Here is a 20,261-nt window from a genome sequence, read left to right as displayed (position 1 = left end):
TCACAAAAGCGGCTGCGCGCGGAGATTCCGCGGCGCGCTTGCCGAACTGCGTATTAGAACAACCCCATACTTTCTTTGGAATCTGCGCCGGCCTGCATCGCGGCGCGACGGGGGTTTTCCTTGCTGCCGATTGCAAACTTCGCGCGGACCGGTCTCCGCTTCGTCGCTTCGCGCCTTGCATCCGACCTTCGCGACAGACGGCCATCGATCGCACGCCGCGCGGCTTGCGGCCTCGCCGTGATCGCCGCCGCGTTGTTCAGTTCGGTCGCAGCCGCGAGCGCGCCGGCGCCGGCGGTGGCCTCGATCTCCCCGACATCGGGTCCCGCGGCGGGCGGCACCACCGTCATCATCGCGGGCGGCAGCTTCAACACTGCGACCGCCGTGCACTTCGGCGCCACTGCTGCGACGAGCTTCGTCATCAATTCAAACGAGCAGATCACCGCCGTCGCGCCCGCCGGGTTCGGCACGGTGGATGTCACCGTGACCAACCCATCCGGGACATCGTCCACGTCTCCGGCGGACCAGTTCACCTATGTGGCGTCTCCGCCGACGGTGACGTCGATCTCGCCGACCGCAGGCCCGACCCGCGGCGGAACGACGGTCATCATCACCGGCACCAACCTGACCGGTGCCAGCTCGGTGAAATTCGGCGCGGCCAATGCGGCGAGCTTCACGGTCAATTCGGCGACTTCGATCACCGCGATCTCGCCCTCGGGCAGCGGCACCGTCGACGTCACGGTGACAACCGCGGTCGGGACATCGGCGACCTCGGCAGCGGACCGCTTCAGCTTTGCGGAGGGTACGACCCAGATCGCGCTGACCTCATCGCAGAACCCGAGCAGTTTTGGCCAGTCGATCACCTTCACCGCCAAGGTCACCGCCCCGGCCGGCACGCCCGCGGGCACAGTGACCTTCAGCGACAATGGTTCGCCGATCGGCACCGCAACGCTCGCTACGGGCACGGCGACGTTCTCGATCGCAACGCTCAAGATCGGCAGCCACACCATCACGGCGAGCTATGCCGACAACGGCTCGTTCGACGCCAGCACCTCGCCGGCGCTGGCGCAGAGCGTCGGCGTCCCGGCCGACAGCGTGAATCTGCGGGCGTTGCAGATCGACCTCACCAAGGTCGTGGCGCAGAATTCCGGCCAGGCGATTTCGGGCGCGATCGACGGCGCGATCTCGGAAGGCTTCAGCGAAGGTGGCAGTTTCATGACGCCGGGCGGCACCGGCATGCGCTTCAACTTCGCGGCCGACCCGGACAGTGGCGTGGCGCAGGCCGACGCAGGCAATCGCGGCGCCTATGCTTCCGATCGAAATTCCGGTGCGTCCGGACGCAGCGGCGGCAGTTCGCGGATCGACAATGCGTTTGCGGCGATCGATCAGCAGATGCCGGCCAAGGCTAAGCCCGCGACGTATCGCGAGGCGCGCGACTGGCTGTTCTGGATCGACGTGAGGGGCAGCGGCACCGACCGCTGGTCGTCGCCGACCTCGCCGGGCGTCGGTACAACAGGGTCTTCGATCTACGGCAATCAGCTCAATGCGCTGATGGGTCTGACCTACAAGGCAGCGCCGAACTTCCTGGTCGGCGCCATCGCCGGCTACGAGACGTTCAACTACACGGCGCAGGACATCAGCGGAAAGCTCACCGGCGATGGCTGGACCGCGGGCACCTATCTCGGCTGGATGATCACGCCGTCGCTGCGTTACGACGCCGCCGTGACCTTCTCCCGGATCGGCTACAACGGCGTGGCCGGAACGGCGCAGGGCAGCTTCAACGGCGACCGCTGGATGTTCGCGACCGGACTGACCGGCAGCTACAAGATGAGCAACCTCCTGATCGAGCCGTCCGCGCGTCTCTACACGCTGTGGGAGCATGAGAACGCCTACACCGACACGCTCGGCACGTTGCAGACGGCGCGTGACTTCGTCACCGGCCGCGCGTCTGCCGGCGCCAGGCTGAGCTACCCGCTGGCCCTGACCGACGGCGCGGTGCTGGCGCCCTATCTCGGCGTCTACTGCGACTACTACTTCAGCCGTGACGACGCGGCGGCGCTGGGCGTGAACGGCATTCCGGTCAACCCGACGCTGGTGCTGGAGGGCTGGTCGGCGCGCGTCACCGGCGGGCTGAACACCAGGCTTGCGGGCGGCGCCGTGCTCGGCCTCGGGGCGGAGTATGGCGGGCTCGGCGGCACCGCACGGATCTGGACGTTCTCGGCCAGGGCACGCGTGCCGTTCAACTGATCAACGCCGCCACCGCCGGCCCCGCATCCCCGGCGATGCGGGCCGTCGCAGTTCCGCTCACGCCTTACCTTCGTCGGCGCGCATCGTCGTGACGCTCGTCTTCGTCACTGGGCGGCTGCAGGCCAGGACTGTTGGCCCAGCGGTCGAGTTCTTCGATGACCCGCCGGTGGCTCGGCCGAAGCGTCGATGGAGCGCCGGGCTCCTGCGAAAGTTTTCGGGGCAGCTTGACCTGTTCTGGCATGGCGAGGCTCCAGAGCTGGGGGTCTGTGCGCGGCCTGGCGACTGGATCGCCGGCGGTAACAGAGATGCGAAATTTTACTGGCGGTCCGCCGGCTTCGCCGGCGCCGCGACCGGCTGCAGCGGAGCGGCTTGCTCCCACGGTGCAGGCAGGATGACCCGCGCTGGCGGCAGGGTCTGCGAAGCGCGTTGCACATTCGCAGCTGCCGGCTGCGGCGCGTCGCCGGAATTATCCGCGCGGGCGATCGCAATCGTGATGCCGAGCGCCAATGCTGCGAACCCAAGTGCTGCACCGATCGACGCGGCGGCAACACCGGTCCGCGGCCGGTTCAGGATGGCAAGATGAGATGAGGTCATCGCAACTGCTCCTCACGCAATACATATCGTTCGGAGCCGTGCAGGGCGCGAAAGCCTTGCACGGCTCAAGTCGGGGTCATCAAGTCTTGATGTCGGCCGGCAGCTTGCCGCCGTTGGCGGCGAGCTTGGCCATCACCTGCTGATGCAGCCAGACATTCATGGTGGCGGTGTTGTTGGTATCGCCGGTGTAGTGCAGCTCCTTCGCAAGCTCCTTGCGCGCCGCAAGGCTCGAGTCGAGACCGAGCGCCTTCATCAGGTCGACGATCGAGGTGCGCCAGTCGAGCCTCTCGCCGGTGGCGGCCGCGGCCTTGTCGACGATCGCGGCGACGTCGACGGTTTGCGCCGCCGGCGTGCCGGGAGCCGCCGATGCGGAAGCTGACGATGTCGAAGCCGGTGCTGCGCCGGGGGCAGCCGTCGCTGTGGTCTCTGCCGTCTTGGCCTGGGCGCCATGGCCGAAGATTGCACCCATGATGCTTCCAAAAATGCTCATGCTCTCTCACTCCATGTGCCCGAGACGTGGGTCCCGTGGCTGGTTCCGGTGACGGAGCGAACGATAGGCAGGCCATTGGCCTAGTGGAAGATGACCATCGTCACTATCGGAGTATGGGACGGCGTGGTGCAGTCGGGGAGAGAATCGTGCGGTCAGGCACCGCACGTCGCGCGCGTTTCATCGTACGCCCCACGTGCGATGAAGTCAGCCGTCCCGGCCCGATTCGCCAGCCCCGAGAAGTCGGGACGGCTGACACCAACGCGCGCTGCCCATCTTGCGCTAAAGTTGGCGGCGGCGGATGGTCTGGGCAAGTTCGACAAAGCTTTCCGCGATGCCGACGCCGGTCTTGGCGCTGACCGATTTCACGTTCGACCTGCCGAGCGACTTGGCGAGCTCGGCAATTGCGCCGGCGCTGCCCGCGGCTTCGGGCAGGTCGATCTTGTTCAATAGCGCCCGGTAGGGTCGGCCCGGAAAGCGCTCCTCGAAGCCGCGGACCAGCTCGACCATGTGGGTCACGGTCTGCGGCCGCGTGACGTCGGAGACGATGATCGCGGCGGATGCGCCGGTGACATAGACGGTGTCGAAAATCTGCGTGCCGAAATCGCCGTCGGTATCCCACAACACGAGGCGCATCGGATCGCTGCCGTCCGCCGGCACCACGTCGTGGCTCAGGATCTCGACGCCCAGCGTCGATTTGTACTGGCCCTCGAACCGGTCGTAGATCAGCCGGTAGAGGATCGACGTCTTGCCGACCCCCATATCGCCGAGCAGCATGACTTTTGCGGTGAGCATCAGGGGGCCACTTCGCCTCGATAGACCGTCTCGAACGCGACGCGGCGATTGCCGCCGACGGTGACGTCGAGCCGGTCGGTGATCGGCATCGTCGCGGCGCGCGACACCAAGATCAGCCGCGACGGATCGACCCCGAGCGCGGTCAGCTTGCGCTGGACCTGCTCCGCCCGCTTGCGCCCCAGCGTCTTGTTGGTGCCTTCGGTGCCGCTCTGATCGGCGTAGCCGACGATCCGTACCTTGAGGTCGTTGTTCGCCAGCAGTCCGGCGAGCTCACGCAGCTGCTGCTCGGCCTGATCGTTGTCGAGAACTTCGTCCGAATTGTTGGCGAAGAAGATCGCGGTCGAGGCGATGAAGCGGTCGAGCCGCGCCGTCGGGCCATCGGCGACGGATTGCAGTTTTGCAACTTCCTCGCCGAGCTTCGCGGACTGCTCGCCGAGCTTGCCGTATTGCTCGGTCAGCCCGGCAACCTTCTGATCGCCGGACTTTGCCTGCGCGCTGATCGCCTCGCGCATCTGGTCGAGGCTCGCCTGCAAGCGCGCCAGGCTCTGCTGCAAGCCCACGATACCGGCCTGCGACGCCGCCGCCTGGTCCGGGGTGGCGACCTGCCCGATCTGGTTGACGATCTTGTACGGCGCCGCGGCCGCAGCGAGCGCGTCGATCAACGGCGCGGTCTCCAGCTGGCTCGGCTCGATGCCCGAGACCGCCACGCTTGCCCTGCCGTGATCGAAATCGAGTCGCAGCGGGAACGTGACCAGCAAGGGCTGCTTCGCGGCGAGCTGCTCCAGCACCGCATGGGTGCGCCGCTCCAAAAGGCCGCGCGACACCGACGTCGCGGCAAGCCAGAGCAGCAGCGCCAACACAGCGGCGAGCACCGCGAACAGGATCACCTTGCCGCGCCGGCTCGCGATCCGTCGCGGCGTATCGTCGGTCTCGATCGCGGTTGCGAGCGAGGCGAGCATCGGGCCGTCGCAATCCGCGCCGCGGTCGATGCGCTCGATCGCGTCGAAGAACAGCGAGTTGATCCGGGCATTGTCGGCGGGGCGCAGCGGTCCGAGGCACTCCGCCGCCAGGATGTAACGCGGCGAGGCGCGCAGCGCGAGCTGCCGTCCGCCGAAATCGAGCGTCTGCAGATTGCCTTCACCGGCCAGCGCCTGCACGGAGAACTCGAGGATCGCCGCAACCATCGCGCTCAATAGATCGGCGCGTTCGTCGGCGGTCGCCTCGCGCTTCCAGTCGCCGATCAGGCGGCCATTGCCGCGTTCGATGATCAGCAGGCGGTTGATCTGCGGCGGGCGATCGGCGAGCACGAACTCGCTGATCGGACGTCCCGTCACCAGCGACTTGACGCGCCCGACCCACAGTTGCGCCGAGGTCAGTGCGTTGATGCGCTGCTCGAGCGATGCAACCAGTTCCCGGAACGCATTCGCAACTGCGGCGCTGACCAGCCGGCCGACGATCGGATAGAGCGCCTCGATCATCTGCTCGCGCGAATTCTTGATCTCGCTGCGGATCGCGGAGACCACGACCGGCGCAATCGCGGTGGCGAGCTCGCGCGGCCGGTTGACCTCGGCGCGCTCCAGCGCCTCGACCAGAATACCGGCGGTCGCCGTCTCCAGGCGATCGGCATTGCCGACATAGCGCTGTAGCGTATCGAGGTCGGCCTCGAGCGACGTCAGACGCGTCGCCTCGGGCTGAAACAGCAATGTCTTGAGCTGCTCGATCTCGCGATTCTGGCCGGCAGCAGCTGGCATGCTTATTTGCCCGTGCGGCCCGATCCCAATCCGCTGATGACGGTGCCGAGCTGGGTGATGGCCGCGCCGACATCCTTCAGCGAGTCGAGGCGCTTCTGCTCGGTATCGCGTTCGAGGTCGGAGAGCCGTGCTGAAAGCGCGGTGAGCTCGTTGGTGAAGTCGGCCTGCATCTGCTTCAGCGATGCCTGCATCTCCTCGCGCAGGCCCGAGAGGTTGGTCTCGAGCGAGCGTTGCGCGCCGCCGAACAGAAGGTCGCGGACCTGATCGATCGCCGCCATGCCATGCGCCGCAGGATCCGCGCCGTTGCCGGCCGCCGCGTTTGCCAGTCCATCCGAATCCTTGGTCTGGCGCTCGATACCCTTCATGGTCGTTCCCTGCTTACTCAAAGCTGCGCAATACGGACCTGCCGCTTTAAAAAGCAAATCCGAAACAACCCTATAGCCAATTTTGCGGGCGCGGCCCAGAGAAAGGCGAGCAATTTCAGCCAGATCAGCCGCCTGGTTGTACGGACAAGGCCAATTATTTCTAGTAAGTTATTGCCTTTATTGCGAGTTCCGTACGGTTCTTGACCTGGCATTTCTCCAGGATGGTGCTGACGTAGTTCTTCACCGTGCCCTCGGCCAAATGCAGCCGCTCGCCGATCTCGGTATTGCTCTTGCCCTCGACGATCAGCGTGAGAATTTCATTCTCCCGCGCCGTCAGCCCGTCGCGCACTGGCAGCTTCGCCGAGACGCGCGGGCCGCGCAGCCTCTTGAACTCATCGAGGATGCGCGCGGCGACACCGGGCGAAAGCCCGGACTGGCCGTTGATGACAGCGCGGATCGTCGATGCGATCTCCTCCATCCTGGCATCCTTCAGCAGATACGCCTTGGCGCCGGCGCTGACCGCCTCGAAGATCAGGTCGTTGGTCTCGAACGTCGTCAGCACGACGATGTGAGTCTGCGGCAGCTCGCGCAGAATCCGCTGAGTCGCCGCAATGCCGTCGACACGCGGCATCTGCAGATCCATCAGGATGACGTCCGGCCGGTAGCGCCGCGCGAACTCGATGGCCTGCTCGCCGTCGGCCGCACCGGGAAGGATCTCGAAATCGTCGTTCTGCTGGGCAAGCAGTGTGGCGATACCTTCCCTGATCAGGGTCTGATCCTCGGCAATCAGCACCCGTACCTTCTCGATCCTGCTCACGGGCTTCCGTCATCCTCTCGAAGTTTGTCGCACGGCAACGACATCAATCGGCCAGCACGCCGGCCGACGCCGTCGGCGGCACCGCCACGGGGAGCGATATCCGGACCAGCGTTCCCTGTCCGCGGGCGCTCTCCACCGCGCAGCTTCCGCCGACAAGTTCAGCAAATTCGGCCATTCCGATCAATCCGAAATGTCCGGGATGAGGGACCGCGGGATCGAAGCCGTGGCCGTCGTCGCGGATCTCGACGATGAGCTTGCGACCGACCGCCGCCGGCGCTTCGAAGGCGTGAAAGGAAACACGGCGCGCCTGCGCATGGGCCTGAACGTTGCGCAGCGCCTCGCTGAGGATGCGCTGGACCGTCAATCCGCAATCGCGCAAGCCGGCACGCGCCTGCTCGTCGATCTGGATCGACACCCTGACGCCGCTGCGTGCGGCGAAGTCGCTGAGCAGTCCCTCGACGTCGGGATCGAGCTTCAGATCGTCGGGCGTGCGCAGGCGATCGATCGCCTCGCGGGCGCGCACGAGGCCGCTCGCAGCCGCGTCTTCGGCCGTCGCAAGGCTGTCCGCCACGCGCGCGGGATCGACCGACAGATAATGCCTGATCAGCCGGATCTGGGTCAGCAGCGCAACGATCGAATGCACCAGCGTATCGTGCAGGTCGCGCGCCAGCCGCAGCCGCGTTCGCGCCAGGGAGGCAAAGCGCACCTCCGCGCTCGCCGCCTCGAGCTGTTGCTCCATCAGGCGCCGCGCCCTGCGTTCGCTGCCGAGCAGCGTTTCCACCTGACGCCCTGCGAAGTCCGGCATGGCGATCACGAAGTAGTGCGATTGCGCGCCGTTCCACAGCACGACCGCCGTCATCGGCTGCGTGGTGTCAGGCGACGCGCCGCGTACGCCGGCCAGCGCGATCATGTCCCGCCGGCCGCTGGCGAGCGCCGCCAACTCGGCTTCCATGCCGACCAGCAGCATGCACTCGCAGCAATCGACGCCGATTGCGGGAAGCCATTCGACCAGCCGACCGATCTTCCGCTGCATGCTCCGGTCGGCACCGATGACGGCGAGACCGATGACGTTGGCTTCCGCGGCCGCAAGCAAATCCGCGCTCAGATTGATCATGCGTTGCCCATCGCTCAGCGAGCAGCCCACTCTGGCGTAAGCCGGGTGCGGCCGCAAACGAATATGACTTTCGTCACAACCGATCCTGACTTTCGTCAGATGCCGCCGCCGCTCGAAATGCGGTTCTGTCCCATGAATGAGCAACAGCGCAAGCCATGATGTGCCACATGCCGGCGTCCATGGCGATGCCGGCCAGGCGCCGGGCCTCGCGGAAGGTCGTCGTGCCAGTCGGCCAGAGTGTGAGCTGACAATGAAGCGCGCGCCACGAAGATCGTCGGGTATCGAGCTGCGCATGTTGGCGGAAGCGGAAAAGCCCGCACGGCGCCGGCGCCTGAGCGCGACCCAGAAGGTGGCATTGCAAGAAGCACTCACCGGCCGCCTGCAGCTCTATCCGCGCGGATATGCCGCGAGCAAGACCGGCCCGTTCCACTCACGACGCGCCATCCTCGGCCTGGTGCGCGCCGGGCTGATGAGCCTCAGCGCGACCGCGCGCTATGCGGCCGTGACCAAGCGCGCGCGGGACATCTATGCAGCCCCGGCGACCAGCGAGACCACGAGCGAATAGGCGCATGCCATCGCACGCGCCGCATCCCCGGCCTGATGCTCAGCCCGGCAACGGCGCGCCCCAGCTTGCCGTCACGTTGCCGCCGAGCCGTGGATTATTGAGTGGCCGTCTCGCGCGCAGGATCGCCGGCAAGTCCGGACTGTGAAACCGGGCCGCGCGCAGGAAGACAACAAAATCTAAATTGATGCGCTCCGCAAAGCGGGTTCAGGCGCCATTCAGGGTTGCGGCCGTGATCCAGCAAAGCTCGGCGGCGCCGCCGGCGATCACGGAAATCTGAAGTTAAGCTGCGAAGACAGACTTTACAGTTTACCTGTACATATGCCATCAAGACGGCATGAACAGTTCACCGGCCCGTACCGGCTCGGCGCGCACCTCCGCGCTCGCCGAAGACCTTCGCCTGTTGATCGGAACGCTGAAGCGCCGGCTGCGCGAGCAGGGGCAGCGTGACGACCTGCCGCCCTCCCAGGTCGCGGTGCTGCTGCGGCTCGAAAGGGACGGCCCCGCGACCGTGTCCAGCCTGGCGCGGTCGGAGGGCATGCGTCCGCAGTCGATGAGCTCGGCGATCGCAGCGCTCGAGGCTGCAGGCTTGGTGCGCGGCGCGCCCGATCCGGACGACGGCCGCCAGACCATCATGTCGCTCACCGATACCTGCCGCGAGCGGCTGCGCACCGGCCGCGCCGCACGGCAGGACTGGCTGTCGCGCACGATTGCCGCGCGGCTGACGGCGCGGGAACAGGATGAACTCGCCGCCGCGGTCGGCTTGCTGAAGCGGCTGGTCGCGGACTGACGCCGCACCGATCGCAAGACACATCCGGTTGAAAAGGAAACGATGATGGCTCTGACGACGCTCGATCCGATCACCGCCCTCATCGTCGTCGATTTGCAGGCCGGGCTCGCCGACGCGCCCTTCGTCCATCCGTTCGCAGACGTGGTGGCGCGCGCCTGCGCGCTCATCAACGCGTTTCGGCGGCGCGGACTGCCGATCGTGCTGGTCAATGTCGACGGTGTTGCACCCGGACGGACTGAGCGGCCGCGCCATAGCAGCGCATTTCCCGACGGCTGGACCGACCTGCTCCCGGAGCTTGACCGGCAACCGGGCGACATCGTCGTCACCAAACGGACCTGGGGCGCGTTTGCCAGCACCGACCTGGAGACCCGGCTGAGGGCCCGCGGCGTCACGCACGTCGTGGTCGCCGGCGTTGCGACCGGCACCGGCGTCGAATCCACCGCACGGCAGGCCTTTGAGGCCGGCTTCAACGTCACGCTCGCGATCGACGCCATGACCGATGCGCGGCCGAACGCCCATGATTACAGCATCGAGCAGGTATTCCCGCGGCTCGGCGAAACCGGCTCGACCCAAGCGATAATCGATCTCCTGGAAAGGACGCATGCCCATGAACTGGCTTGACCTCGTCGCCTACTTCTTCGGCGGCGCCTTCCTCACCAACGCGATCCCGCATGTCGTCGCCGGCATGATGGGCGAGCCGTTCCAGAGCCCGTTCGCGAAGCCGCCGGGCGAAGGCCTGTCGTCATCGACCGTCAACATCGTGTGGGGCTTCTTCAACCTCGCGGTCGGATATCTCCTGGTTTGCCGCGTCGGCGAATTCGGCCTCAGAACCACCAGCGACGTCGCAGCGCTCGGCCTCGGCGGCCTCCTGATCGGCCTGTTCCTGGCGCGGCGGTTCGGACGGTTTCACGGCGGGAATGATCCACAGCGAACATGAGACGCGTCTTTCGATCGCTCGCGAGCTTTAATTACCGGGTCTGGGCGGCCGGCGCGCTGGTGTCGAACATCGGCACCTGGATGCAGCGCGCCGCGCAGGACTGGCTCGTCCTCACCCAGCTGACAAATCACAGCGCATCCGCCGTCGGCATCGTGATGGCGCTGCAATTCGGCCCGCAACTCCTGCTGATGCCCTGGTCCGGCCTCGCCGCCGATCGCTTCAACCAGCGGCGCCTCCTGATGGCGACCCAGGCGACGATGGGCACACTGTCGCTCATCCTCGGCATTCTCACCGTCACCGGGCTGGTGCAGCTCTGGCACGTCTATGTGTTCGCGTTCCTGTTCGGCTGCAGCGCCGCGCTCGACGCTCCGGTCCGCCAGACCTTCGTGGCCGAGCTGGTCGGCGATCGAGACCTGTCGAACGCCATCGCGCTGAACTCGACCTCGTTCAATGCCGCGCGCATGGTCGGCCCCGCGATGGCCGGCTTGCTGATCGCCTCGGTCGGCACCGGCTGGGCGTTCCTGTTCAACGGGACGTCCTTCATGGCGGTGCTGACCTCGCTGTGCCTGCTGCGCAAATCGGAGCTTCGACCGAATGCGCGCGCAGCCCGCACCAGGGGCGGCATCATGGAGGGATTTCACTATGTCTGGTCCCGCCCCGATCTCCGGGCGACCCTGGTCATGCTGTTTCTGATCGGCACTTTCGGGCTGAATTTTCCGATCTTCATCTCAACCATGGCGGTCGGCGTCTTCCATACCGACGCGCGCGGCTTTGGCCTGTTGTCGTCGATGATGGCGATCGGGACGATGTCGGGAGCGCTGCTGGCGGCGACGCGCGACCAGCCGCGCTTTGTCGCATTGATGCTGGGCTCGGCGATCTTCGGTGTCGGCTGCACGCTGGCCGCGCTGGCGCCGAACTACTGGCTGTTCGCCGCCGCCCTGGTCGTGATCGGCATCGCCTCGCTGACGGTCCTGAATACCTCGAACGCACTGATGCAGCTCTCGACCGAGCCTGCGATGCGCGGGCGCGTGATGGCGCTGCGGCTCGGCGTTGCGCTTGGCGGCACGCCGATCGGCGCACCGATCGTCGGCTGGGTCGCCGACCATCTTGGCCCGCGCTGGGCGCTCGGTGTCGGTGCTGCCGCAGGATTTGCCGCCGCACTCGTCGCGCTCGGCATGCTGTCGCGGGCGAACGCCGCGGCTGGACACCGCAGCGGACATGGCAGCATGCCGCCGGCCGAATGACGCGCTTCAGACGAAGGCAGCGGCCGATAGGGTTCTCGAGCAGGATGCCGTTGCCGCCAAGCAGCCCGCGGGCGCGCGATCTCTCACTGCCTTAGCTGGAGCAGGTGACGCCGGGGAGCCAGAACCGAGAAAGCGCCTTAGTACGCGTAGGACGTCTTGCCCGGCTGCACGGTCAGCCGAAAGGCGACGTCGGTCGAACCGTCCATCAGCTCGATGATGTGGTCACACACTAGGCAGCGAAACTCGCCGGCGACACCGCCCTTCGACGTCAATTCGATCCGGCGATAGCCGGCCTGGCAATGGGGGCACGTCACGTCAGATTTTCGCATGGAATCAGCAAGCCGTTGCTCTTTCTATTTTCCATACGCCCATCGTCAGAAATGTGACGGCGTCACGATCTGTGAAAGATAGAGGTGACCTCGTGTAAAATTATCGATGGCTGTAGACCGGCGCCGCCGGGCGATAGGGAAACGCCGAGACCCCGAAGTGCGGCCATATTGCTGCTGCACCGCCGGAACGTTGACCACACCAACCTTGAGATGGTCCAACCGCCGCCATAGCCTTGCTTCGGTCCAAAGTGACCGCGGATGGAGTTCGGGCGGCTAACCTGCGTTCTTTTTATCTGGAATGTGACGGCCGTCTAATCGGCATGTTCGTCGGCGCGGCGCCGGAAATTTGTGCTGAGCTTTCAGCGTGAAAAGTTCCCGACGGCCGCCGGAGCACACGCGCATCCCAGGCAAGCAGCACGTGCGATCGGAAAAACGAGCGAGCGCTCACTAAGAAAATTTGCTCAGCCCCCTTTTCGGAACGCCGGTTCGTGGGCTAGGAATTAGGCAAGGGCGTCAAGTCCAGCCTGGACCGGCAACAAAATGAAACGGTCCGGGAACATAGCCAGGGAGGCAATTTGGGTCTCGCGCGACAGCGGTCGGGGACGAATGCGTTCGCTATGGACGTGCTTTGCGCACGCATCCTCGAACGGCATCGGGATTCCGTTCGAGTCCAGAAACCGCATCTCGCCGTTCCGAACCTCACGCGCATCATCGGCGCCACGCTGACGCTGTCCAACAAGCACGGCTTTCACGCCACCACGCTGCGCCAGCTCGCGGAAGCGTCTGGCCTCAGCATGGGCGGCCTCTATACTTATTTCGACAGCAAGCCGACGCTGCTGTCGATGATCCTCGGCGAGGTCGCCGAGACAGTGGCGGAGGTCCTCAACCAACCGCCCGCCGACGTCAAGCAGGATGCCCGCAAGCATCTGCACTGGATCATCGCCACCCATGTCCGCATGAGCGAAGCGATGCAGCCCTGGTTCGTGTTCTGCTTCATGGAAGCGAAGTCGTTTCCACCGGCGGAACGCCAGCGCGCCATCGACATGGAGGTGATGACCGAGAAGATCATCGCCGGCGTCCTCAAGCAGGGCGTCGCCAGCGGTGTGTTCGCAATCGATCAGGTCACGCTGACGGCCTCGCTGATCAAGCCGCTGCTGCAGGATTGGTACGTCAAGCGCGCCAAGTACCGCCGGCGCGGCACTTCGATCGAAACCTACATCAACGCCGTCAGCACGTTCGCCGACGCCGCGGTCGCCGGCCGGACACGGCCCAGTCGCGTCGCGACCGGCTCCCGCACCAAATCCAGACAGACGGCGCACCCATAGCCCTAGGGAAGGACGAGGCAATGAAGCGATTGCGATTCAATCAACAGGAGATCGTCTTCGCCGTCTTCGCCGTGCTGTTCCTGGCGTTCTCGATTTTCCTGCGCGGCTTCCTGACGCCGGAGAACATGCTGACGCTGCTGCAGAACGTCGCGGTGCTCGGCATCCTTGGACTCGCCATGGCGATCGTCGTGATCGGGCGCGGCATCGACATCTCGCTGATCGCCGCCCTGGCAGTGCCTCCGGGGCTGGTGCTGCAGATGGTGCAGAACGGCCACTCGCTGCCGGCCTCGCTGGCGACCGCCGTGCTGCTCACGATCGCCTTCGGCCTGGTCAATGGCTGGCTGATTGCCTATGCCGAAGTCCCTTCGCTGTTTGCGACGCTGGCAACCGGCCTGCTGCTCGCCGGCCTCGGGCAGGCCGCGCTGTTTCAGCTCGACGTCGTGCAGTGGAGCGACGGCATGAAGGGCTTCGAGCGGCTCGGACAGGGCACCATCCTCGGCATCCCGACCTCGATCGTGATGTTCGCGATCGCCTGCGTTGTGGTCGCCTTCCTGCTGCGCCAGACGCGCTGGGGCGCCTATATCTACGCGATCGGCGACAATCCCTACGCGGCCCGCGTCACCGGCATCCCCTCGCGGCCGATCATCGTGCTGCAATATGTCGTCGCGGCGCTGATCGGCTGCTTTGCTGGCCTGGTGATGGCGGCGTCGGTCAACTCGATGCCGACCCGCGTCTTCAATTCGACCCTGATCTACGACGTCATCCTCGTCGTCGTGCTCGGCGGCATCGGCCTGTCGGGCGGCCGCGGCGGCGTGCTCAACGTCGTCATCGGCACGCTGCTGATCGGAACCATGCTCAACGGCATGACCATCATGGACATCTCCTACGCCGGACAAAATCTCGTCAAGGGCGTCGTCCTGCTGCTCGCCGTCATCACGGATTCATTCCTGAATCCGCGCAACGAAGAAACGGCACAGCAGGGCGACATCTGAACCAAGCCAACGAACGATCAATCACGACCAAGGAGGAAGCAATGAAATACGCTGTCAGGACTGCAAAGGTGATCGCCGCAGCGCTCGGGCTCGCGGCCATCGCCGCACCGGCTCTGGCCCAGCAGGGCCTGGACGAGCCGTTCCAGAAGCCGTTCAAGGAGTCGCTCGCCGGCAAGACGGTGGCCTATGTTCCGGTGGCCATGAACTTCGACCTCACCGAAGGCTGGTACGCCGGCATGAAGAAGGAGCTCGAGCCTTACGGCGTCAAGTTCGAGATCCGCGATCCCAACTGGAACACCAATGCCGGCGCGCAGGCGGTGACCTCGCTGATCTCCGAAAAGCCCGCCGTGATGGTGATCCACAATCCGGACGTGCAGACCTACGCCAAGCTGCTGCAACGCGCCGAGAACGAAGGCATCTACGTGATCCAGATCAACATGGGATCGGCCTATCGCTCCTCGGCCTTCGTCGGCGCCAACTGGATCGAGATCGGCGAAAAGGACACCGAAGCCGTGGTCAAGGCCTGCCAGGGCAAGTCCAACAAGATCGCCATCGTGCAGGGTGCGCTCTCGGCGGCCGCCAGCGCCTACACGCTCAAGGGCGTCGAGAACGTGCTCGCCAAGCATCCGGAGATCAAGGTGGTCTCGAGCCAGGCGGCCGACTGGGATGCGGCGAAAGCCAAGGCGATCACCCAGACGGTGCTGAAGCAGAATCCCGATCTCTGCGGCATCGTCGGCTTCTGGGACGGCATGGATATCGGCACCGCGGCCGCGGTGAAGGAAGCCGGACTGACCGGCAAGGTGTTCGTCGCGACCTCCGGCGGCGGCGAGCGCAAAGGCGCCTGCGAGCTCGTCAAGTCCGGCGCCTTCGACCTCAACCTGAGCTACGACGTGCCGACCCAGGCCGCGCAGATGGCCGGCACGATCAAATGGCTGCTGTCGTCCGGCGCCAAGGCCGGTTCGATCAAGGGCTCGGAGTACACCACGCTGATTCCGATCACCAAGGAGAACGCGGACAGCCAGACCGCGTGCTGGAATCTCAGTGACCTGAAGAAATAACCCGGCCACTCCGCTTGACGTCCCGGGCGCGCCTCGCCCGGGACGTCGATCTCTCAGAAAATCAACGCCTTGCTGGAATGCCGATGCGCGACACCTTGACGAGCCTGCGTTACCGCTACTGGCCGGATCATCTCCTCGGCGAGATCCTGTCCAAGCGTTGGACCGAGACCGCAATTCCGGTGATCCTGCTCTTGATCGTCGGCTTCGCGCTCAGCCGCTCCATCGATCATTTCCTGTCGCCGTCGAGCCTTGCCGACACCGCCCGGCAGGCCGGCGAGATCGGCTTCATCGGGCTCGGCATGGCGCTGGTGGTCATCGTCGGCGGCATCGATCTTTCGGTCGGCTCGATCTTCGCGCTGACGGATTTCTGCGCACTCTATCTGCTCGACGTGCTGAACTGGCCGGTGCCCGCGGTGGTGGTCGCCACCCTCGCCTGCGGCGCGCTGCTCGGTGCCGTCAACGGCGTCCTGATCGGCTACTTGCGGCTCCGCGCCTTCATCACCACGCTGATCACCCTGATCATCTACCGATCGGCGTTCGACCTGCTGATCCAGCGATATTCCAATTCGATCGCGGCGGCCTTCCCCGACATTCCGTCCTGGAATTTCATCGGCGGCGGCGACGTGTTCGGCATTCCGAGCGTCGCGCTGGTCTACATCGCGATCGCGATCTTCGGCCATATCTTCATGACGCGGCTGCGCCCGGGCTGGCACATCACCGCGATCGGCGGCTCGCGCCGCTCGGCCTACAATTCCGGCATTCCGGTCCGCCGCACCATCGCGCTGTGCTATGTCGCCAGCGGCGTGCTGACCAGCATCGCCGCGCTGTTCTTCGCCGCACGCCTCGGCACCGTCGGCGGCGACATCGGCGTCGGCCTCGAGGTGATCGTGCTGACCGCAACCGTGCTCGGCGGCATCACGCTCGGCGGCGGCAAGGGCTCGGTCGCCAAATCGCTGGTCGGCGTGTTGATCGTGCTGCTGATCACCAACGGCCTGACCACGCTCAACGCGCGCGGCGGCATCAACCGCATGGCGCTCGCGGGCATCCTGCTGGTCGCCGCGATGGTCGATATCCGCTGGCAGAAGAACCGCACCCGCATCATCAGCAAGGTCTATGTCGCGCCGACCTATCACGCGCTGCCGCCGCCGCCTCCGACCGAGATCGGCCAGGGCGGCCCATTCGAGCAGAACGACAAGCTGCGCGATGTCGAACTGATCGGCCTCGGCCGCATCGAAGCGCCGGAGGACGTGATCCTCGATCGCAACAATAATCTCTACGCCGGCTCGCGCCACGGCGACATCATGCGCTTCCTCGCGCCCGACTATCAGCGGATGGAGGTGTTCGCGCATATCGGCGGCCAGCCGCTCGGCATGGCGTTCGACCGGCAGGACAATCTCTATGTCTGCATCGGCGGCATGGGCCTCTATCGCATCAAGCCCGACGGCACCGTCGAGAAGGCGACCGACGAGACCAACCGCAGCATGCATTCGGTGAACGACGACAGCCGGCTGCGGCTCGCCGACGACCTCGACATCACCGATGACGGCCTGATCTTCTTCTCGGAAGCCACCGTCCGCTACGAGATGGACGAATGGCCGATCGATGGCCTCGAGGCGCGCGGCAACGGCCGCATCATCTGCTACGACACCAAGACCGGCGCCACCCACACCGCGCTGCGCGGCCTGAAATTCCCCAACGGCATCTGCGTCGCCAGCGACGGCCAGTCGATCCTGTTCGCCGAGACCTTCGGCTGCTCGATCAAGCGGCTGTGGTTCGCGGGGCCGAAGAAGGGCCAGGTCGAGGTGGTGATGGACAATCTGCCGGGCTATCCCGACAACATCAATCTCGCCTCCGACGGCAATTACTGGCTGGCGCTGGTCGGCATGCGCAGCCCCTCGCTCGACCTCGCCTGGAAGATGCCGGGCTTCCGCCGCCGCATGGCCAAGCGCGTCCCGGTCGACGAATGGCTGTTCCCGAACATCAACACCGGCTGTGTCGTCAAGTTCAACGAGCAGGGCAAGATCCTCGAATCGTTCTGGGACCTGCGCGGCGAGAACCATCCGATGATCACCTCGATGCGGGAGCATCGCGGCTATCTCTATCTCGGCGGCATCATGAACAACCGGATCGGCCGCTACAAGCTGACGAATGCCGATCCGAACTTCGTGCAGTATGACAAGCGCTGGGGGAAGCTGTCGTGATCGCGGCCGTCAGGGAATTCGCCAACCGCTTTCTCGGCCGCGGCGAGGCCACCATCACCGTGCCGTCGTTCGATGGCGCGCTCAAGCCCAACCAGAAACTCGAGGCCGCAACCACGCTGCTGGAATGCGAGGCGCCCGAGGACCTCGCAACCGACGGCCGCAACCTCTATGTCGCCGACGGCCGGCGTCTGCTGCGGCTCGACGGCAGCGCCGCAACCGAGCTGCGCAGCTTCGAGCAGCCGATCTCGGCGCTCTGCGCGCTTGCGGACGGCGGCATCGCGGTCGCGCTCGGCGGCCGCGAGGTACGTCTCTACACCAGTCCTTCGGCGGCCGAACCGGGCGTGACGTTCAGCGACGCCGCCTTCAATGCGATCAATGCGCTGACGCTGGCGGACGACGGCACGTTGATCGCGACCGACGGCTCGGCGACCTGCGGCGTCGACGATTGGGCCCGCGACCTGATGGAGCTCAACCGGAGCGGCCGCGTGTTCCGGCTCGATCCCAGGACCCGCTCGGTGAAACCATTGGCCGCAAGGCTCGGCTACGCCTTCGGCGCCTGCGCGCGCGGCGACGGTGTGCTGGTCAGCGAGAGCTGGCGGCATCGTCTCGTCCTTATCACGAATGGCAGGCCGCCGCAGATCGTGCTCGGCCACCTGCCGGTCTATCCGTCGCGGCTGTCGAAGGCTGCCGGCGGCGGCTATTGGCTCACCGCGTTCACGGCACGCACCCAGCTGATCGAATTCGTGCTGCGCGAGCCGGCCTACCGGCGCCGCATGATGGCCGAGATCGACCCGGCCTATTGGGTGGCGCCGCGGCTCCGCTCGGGCTTCTCGTTCAAGGAACCGATGCAGGGCGCGCACATCAAGACGATGGGCGTCATCAAGCCTTGGGCGCCGCCGCGCTCCTACGGCCTCGTGATCCGGCTCGGCGAAGACGGCAAGCCGCTCTATTCGCTGCATAGCCGGGTCGACGGCGTCAATCACGGCGTCGTCGCAGCGCTCGAGCTCGGCGGCGACCTCGTGCTGATCGCCAAAGGACCGGGCCGCGTGCTGAAACTGCCCCTCGCCGGGCTTGCCGAGGAGACAGGCTCATGAGCGACACCGTGCTGTCCCTGCGCAAGGCCACCAAGCTCTACGCCGGCGTGCCCGCCATTGAGGGGGTCGATTTCGACCTCCGCCGCGGCGAGATCCACGCGCTGGTCGGTGAGAACGGCGCCGGCAAGTCGACGCTGACCAAGGTGATGGCCGGCGTCGTGACCTTGACCTCGGGCAGCATGACGGTCGACGGCTCGGACGTCGCGCCGCGCACGCCGCTCGAGGCACGCAATCTCGGCATCGCCATGGTGTTCCAGGAGAACAGCCTGGTGCCGACCATGACCGTCGCGCAAAATCTGTTTCTCGGACAGGAGAAGTTCTACAACCGGCTGCGCGGCATCTACATCGCCGCCCAGCAATTTCTGCAGTCGCTGAATTTCGACGTGACGCCGACCGCGACCGTGAGCGGGCTTGGCGCCGCCAAGAAGCAGATGGTGGAGATCGCGCGCGCGGTGCTGCACAAGGCCAAGGTCATCATCTTCGACGAGCCGACCGCATCGCTGACACCGGAGGAGAAGAAGTATTTCTTCGACCTGGTCCGCGATCTCAAGAAGCGCGGCGTCTCGATCGTCTTCATCTCGCACGCGCTGGAAGAGGCCCTGCTGCTCGCCGACCGCATCACGGTGCTGCGCGACGGCAAGCACGTCATCACCGACGACGCGGCGAAGTTCGACCGTGCCGCGATCGTGCAGGCGATGGTCGGCCGCGACCTCTCCAACACGCTGTACGGCGCGCGGAAGGCCAGCGTCCGGCCGGCCGGCGCGCGGGTGCTCACGGTGCAGAATCTCAAGATGGCGCCGATGGTGAAGAACAATTCGCTGTCGGTGTTCGCCGGGCAGATCACCGGCGTGTTCGGCCTGGTCGGCGCCGGCCGCACCGAGACCTTCAAGATCGTCTCCGGTGTCTTGAAGCGCGACTTCTTCCACGGCGGCGAGATCCTGTTGCACGACAAGCCGGTGCGCTACCGGGTACCGGCGCCGGCGGTGAAGGCCGGCATCGCCTATGTGACCGAGGATCGCAAGGTCGAGGGCTTCTTCGAGACCGCCTCGATCGCACGCAACATCTATCTCGGCCTGCTCTCGAAGTTTCCCGGCGGGCGGATGCTGTTGTCGCGGCGCGAGACCAACAGCGTGGGCAAGAGCTGGATCCAGCGGCTCAAGGTGCGCGCCATCGGCGACGAGGCCAAGGTGGTCGAGCTGTCGGGCGGCAACCAGCAGAAGGTGGTGATCGCCAAATCGCTGGTGCAGGAGCCCGAGCTGATCATCTTCGACGAGCCGACCCGCGGCGTCGACGTCGGCGCCATCGTCGAGATCCACGAGCTGATCAACCGGCTCGCCGACGAGGGCAAGGCGGTGGTGGTGATCTCGTCCTATCTGCCCGAGATCATGGCGCTGTCCGACCGCATCCTGGTCTCGCGCCAGGGCAAGGTGGTCGAGGAGTTCTCCGCACTCGAAGCCACCGAGGAGAAGATCATGTACGCGGCGATCCATTGATGCCGCAAGAGGCATGCGTCGTGGCCTGCTGGCCACGCCAAGGAAGCCGCGTCTGCCGCGCCCCCGTTT

Annotated in this window: 21 protein-coding genes; 12 read left to right on the top strand and 9 right to left on the bottom strand. The window is 65.8% G+C overall.

The window, feature by feature from the left end; all coding sequences use genetic code 11:
- The first annotated feature begins 120 nt into the window (after positions 1–120).
- Positions 121–2,244, top strand: coding sequence for an IPT/TIG domain-containing protein (locus CK489_RS11380; RefSeq protein ID WP_245350321.1), 2,124 nt, complete (start codon positions 121–123; stop codon positions 2,242–2,244).
- Between the two features lie 64 nt (positions 2,245–2,308).
- Here CK489_RS11380 and CK489_RS41690 read toward each other — a convergent pair whose 3' ends face one another.
- From CK489_RS41690 to CK489_RS11345, 8 genes are all read right to left on the bottom strand, one after another.
- On the bottom strand, positions 2,309–2,485 hold the full coding sequence (locus tag CK489_RS41690; protein ID WP_198960901.1) for a hypothetical protein: 177 nt from the start codon (positions 2,483–2,485) through the stop codon (positions 2,309–2,311).
- A gap of 74 nt (positions 2,486–2,559) precedes the next feature.
- Positions 2,560–2,838 carry a hypothetical protein gene (locus CK489_RS11375; protein WP_050626850.1) on the bottom strand — a complete coding sequence of 93 codons (279 nt, stop codon included), beginning with the start codon at positions 2,836–2,838 and terminating at the stop codon, positions 2,560–2,562.
- 79 nt (positions 2,839–2,917) lie between these two features.
- Positions 2,918–3,328 carry a DUF3597 domain-containing protein gene (locus CK489_RS11370; RefSeq protein WP_198960900.1) on the bottom strand — a complete coding sequence of 137 codons (411 nt, stop codon included), beginning with the start codon at positions 3,326–3,328 and terminating at the stop codon, positions 2,918–2,920.
- Positions 3,329–3,607: 279 nt separating this feature from the next.
- The gene (locus CK489_RS11365; protein ID WP_050626848.1) at positions 3,608–4,120 is read right to left on the bottom strand and encodes a Rab family GTPase; all 513 of its coding nucleotides are present in this window, start codon (positions 4,118–4,120) and stop codon (positions 3,608–3,610) included.
- Positions 4,120–5,871: an OmpA family protein gene (locus tag CK489_RS11360; protein ID WP_095732369.1), complete on the bottom strand. Its 1,752-nt coding sequence runs from the start codon at positions 5,869–5,871 to the stop codon at positions 4,120–4,122. The genes CK489_RS11365 and CK489_RS11360 overlap by 1 nt, the downstream gene beginning before the upstream one ends.
- Positions 5,872–5,873: 2 nt before the next feature.
- Positions 5,874–6,236, bottom strand: a complete 363-nt coding sequence (locus tag CK489_RS11355; RefSeq protein ID WP_050626846.1) for a hypothetical protein — start codon at positions 6,234–6,236, stop codon at positions 5,874–5,876.
- Between the two features lie 160 nt (positions 6,237–6,396).
- Positions 6,397–7,053: a response regulator transcription factor gene (locus tag CK489_RS11350; RefSeq protein ID WP_021079504.1), complete on the bottom strand. Its 657-nt coding sequence runs from the start codon at positions 7,051–7,053 to the stop codon at positions 6,397–6,399.
- Positions 7,054–7,096: 43 nt separating this feature from the next.
- Positions 7,097–8,167, bottom strand: coding sequence for a sensor histidine kinase (locus tag CK489_RS11345; protein ID WP_095732368.1), 1,071 nt, complete (start codon positions 8,165–8,167; stop codon positions 7,097–7,099).
- A gap of 250 nt (positions 8,168–8,417) precedes the next feature.
- On the opposite strand from CK489_RS11345, the gene CK489_RS11340 reads away from it, so the two are divergent.
- From CK489_RS11340 to CK489_RS11320, 5 genes are all read left to right on the top strand, one after another.
- Positions 8,418–8,732, top strand: a complete 315-nt coding sequence (locus tag CK489_RS11340; protein ID WP_245350320.1) for a hypothetical protein — start codon at positions 8,418–8,420, stop codon at positions 8,730–8,732.
- Positions 8,733–9,066: 334 nt separating this feature from the next.
- Positions 9,067–9,519, top strand: a complete 453-nt coding sequence (locus tag CK489_RS11335) for a MarR family winged helix-turn-helix transcriptional regulator (RefSeq protein ID WP_050626843.1) — start codon at positions 9,067–9,069, stop codon at positions 9,517–9,519.
- 45 nt (positions 9,520–9,564) lie between these two features.
- Positions 9,565–10,140, top strand: a complete 576-nt coding sequence (locus tag CK489_RS11330) for an isochorismatase family protein (RefSeq protein ID WP_050626910.1) — start codon at positions 9,565–9,567, stop codon at positions 10,138–10,140.
- Positions 10,127–10,456 (top strand): hypothetical protein, encoded by a 330-nt coding sequence (locus CK489_RS11325; RefSeq protein WP_050626842.1) that lies wholly within the window; start codon positions 10,127–10,129, stop codon positions 10,454–10,456. The genes CK489_RS11330 and CK489_RS11325 overlap by 14 nt, the downstream gene beginning before the upstream one ends.
- Complete coding sequence (locus CK489_RS11320; RefSeq protein WP_095732367.1) at positions 10,453–11,700, top strand: MFS transporter; 1,248 nt, start codon at positions 10,453–10,455, stop codon at positions 11,698–11,700. Before CK489_RS11325 ends, CK489_RS11320 begins: the two co-directional genes overlap by 4 nt.
- 137 nt (positions 11,701–11,837) lie before the next feature.
- Here CK489_RS11320 and CK489_RS11315 read toward each other — a convergent pair whose 3' ends face one another.
- A complete protein-coding gene (locus tag CK489_RS11315; protein WP_310881097.1) occupies positions 11,838–12,014 on the bottom strand; it encodes an MJ0042-type zinc finger domain-containing protein in 177 nt (58 codons plus the stop codon).
- Between the two features lie 632 nt (positions 12,015–12,646).
- On the opposite strand from CK489_RS11315, the gene CK489_RS11310 reads away from it, so the two are divergent.
- The 6 genes from CK489_RS11310 to CK489_RS11285 all read left to right on the top strand — a co-directional run bounded on the left by CK489_RS11310 (position 12,647) and on the right by CK489_RS11285 (position 20,192).
- Positions 12,647–13,354 (top strand): TetR/AcrR family transcriptional regulator, encoded by a 708-nt coding sequence (locus CK489_RS11310; RefSeq protein WP_050626839.1) that lies wholly within the window; start codon positions 12,647–12,649, stop codon positions 13,352–13,354.
- A 20-nt stretch (positions 13,355–13,374) separates the two neighbouring features.
- Positions 13,375–14,346 carry an ABC transporter permease gene (locus CK489_RS11305; RefSeq protein ID WP_095732365.1) on the top strand — a complete coding sequence of 324 codons (972 nt, stop codon included), beginning with the start codon at positions 13,375–13,377 and terminating at the stop codon, positions 14,344–14,346.
- A gap of 41 nt (positions 14,347–14,387) precedes the next feature.
- Positions 14,388–15,404 (top strand): sugar ABC transporter substrate-binding protein, encoded by a 1,017-nt coding sequence (locus CK489_RS11300; RefSeq protein WP_050626838.1) that lies wholly within the window; start codon positions 14,388–14,390, stop codon positions 15,402–15,404.
- A 77-nt stretch (positions 15,405–15,481) separates the two neighbouring features.
- Positions 15,482–17,605 carry an ABC transporter permease gene (locus CK489_RS11295; protein WP_095732364.1) on the top strand — a complete coding sequence of 708 codons (2,124 nt, stop codon included), beginning with the start codon at positions 15,482–15,484 and terminating at the stop codon, positions 17,603–17,605.
- A complete protein-coding gene (locus tag CK489_RS11290) occupies positions 17,602–18,699 on the top strand; it encodes an SMP-30/gluconolactonase/LRE family protein (RefSeq protein WP_050626836.1) in 1,098 nt (365 codons plus the stop codon). Before CK489_RS11295 ends, CK489_RS11290 begins: the two co-directional genes overlap by 4 nt.
- Positions 18,696–20,192 (top strand): sugar ABC transporter ATP-binding protein, encoded by a 1,497-nt coding sequence (locus CK489_RS11285; RefSeq protein WP_095732363.1) that lies wholly within the window; start codon positions 18,696–18,698, stop codon positions 20,190–20,192. The genes CK489_RS11290 and CK489_RS11285 overlap by 4 nt, the downstream gene beginning before the upstream one ends.
- The last annotated feature ends 69 nt before the right edge of the window (positions 20,193–20,261 follow it).

The organism is Bradyrhizobium sp. UFLA03-84 (genome assembly GCF_002289535.1).
GTDB lineage: Bacteria > Pseudomonadota > Alphaproteobacteria > Rhizobiales > Xanthobacteraceae > Bradyrhizobium > Bradyrhizobium viridifuturi.
Note: the sequence above shows the minus strand (reverse complement) of the source record. Positions and strands in the feature narration are given on the sequence as shown.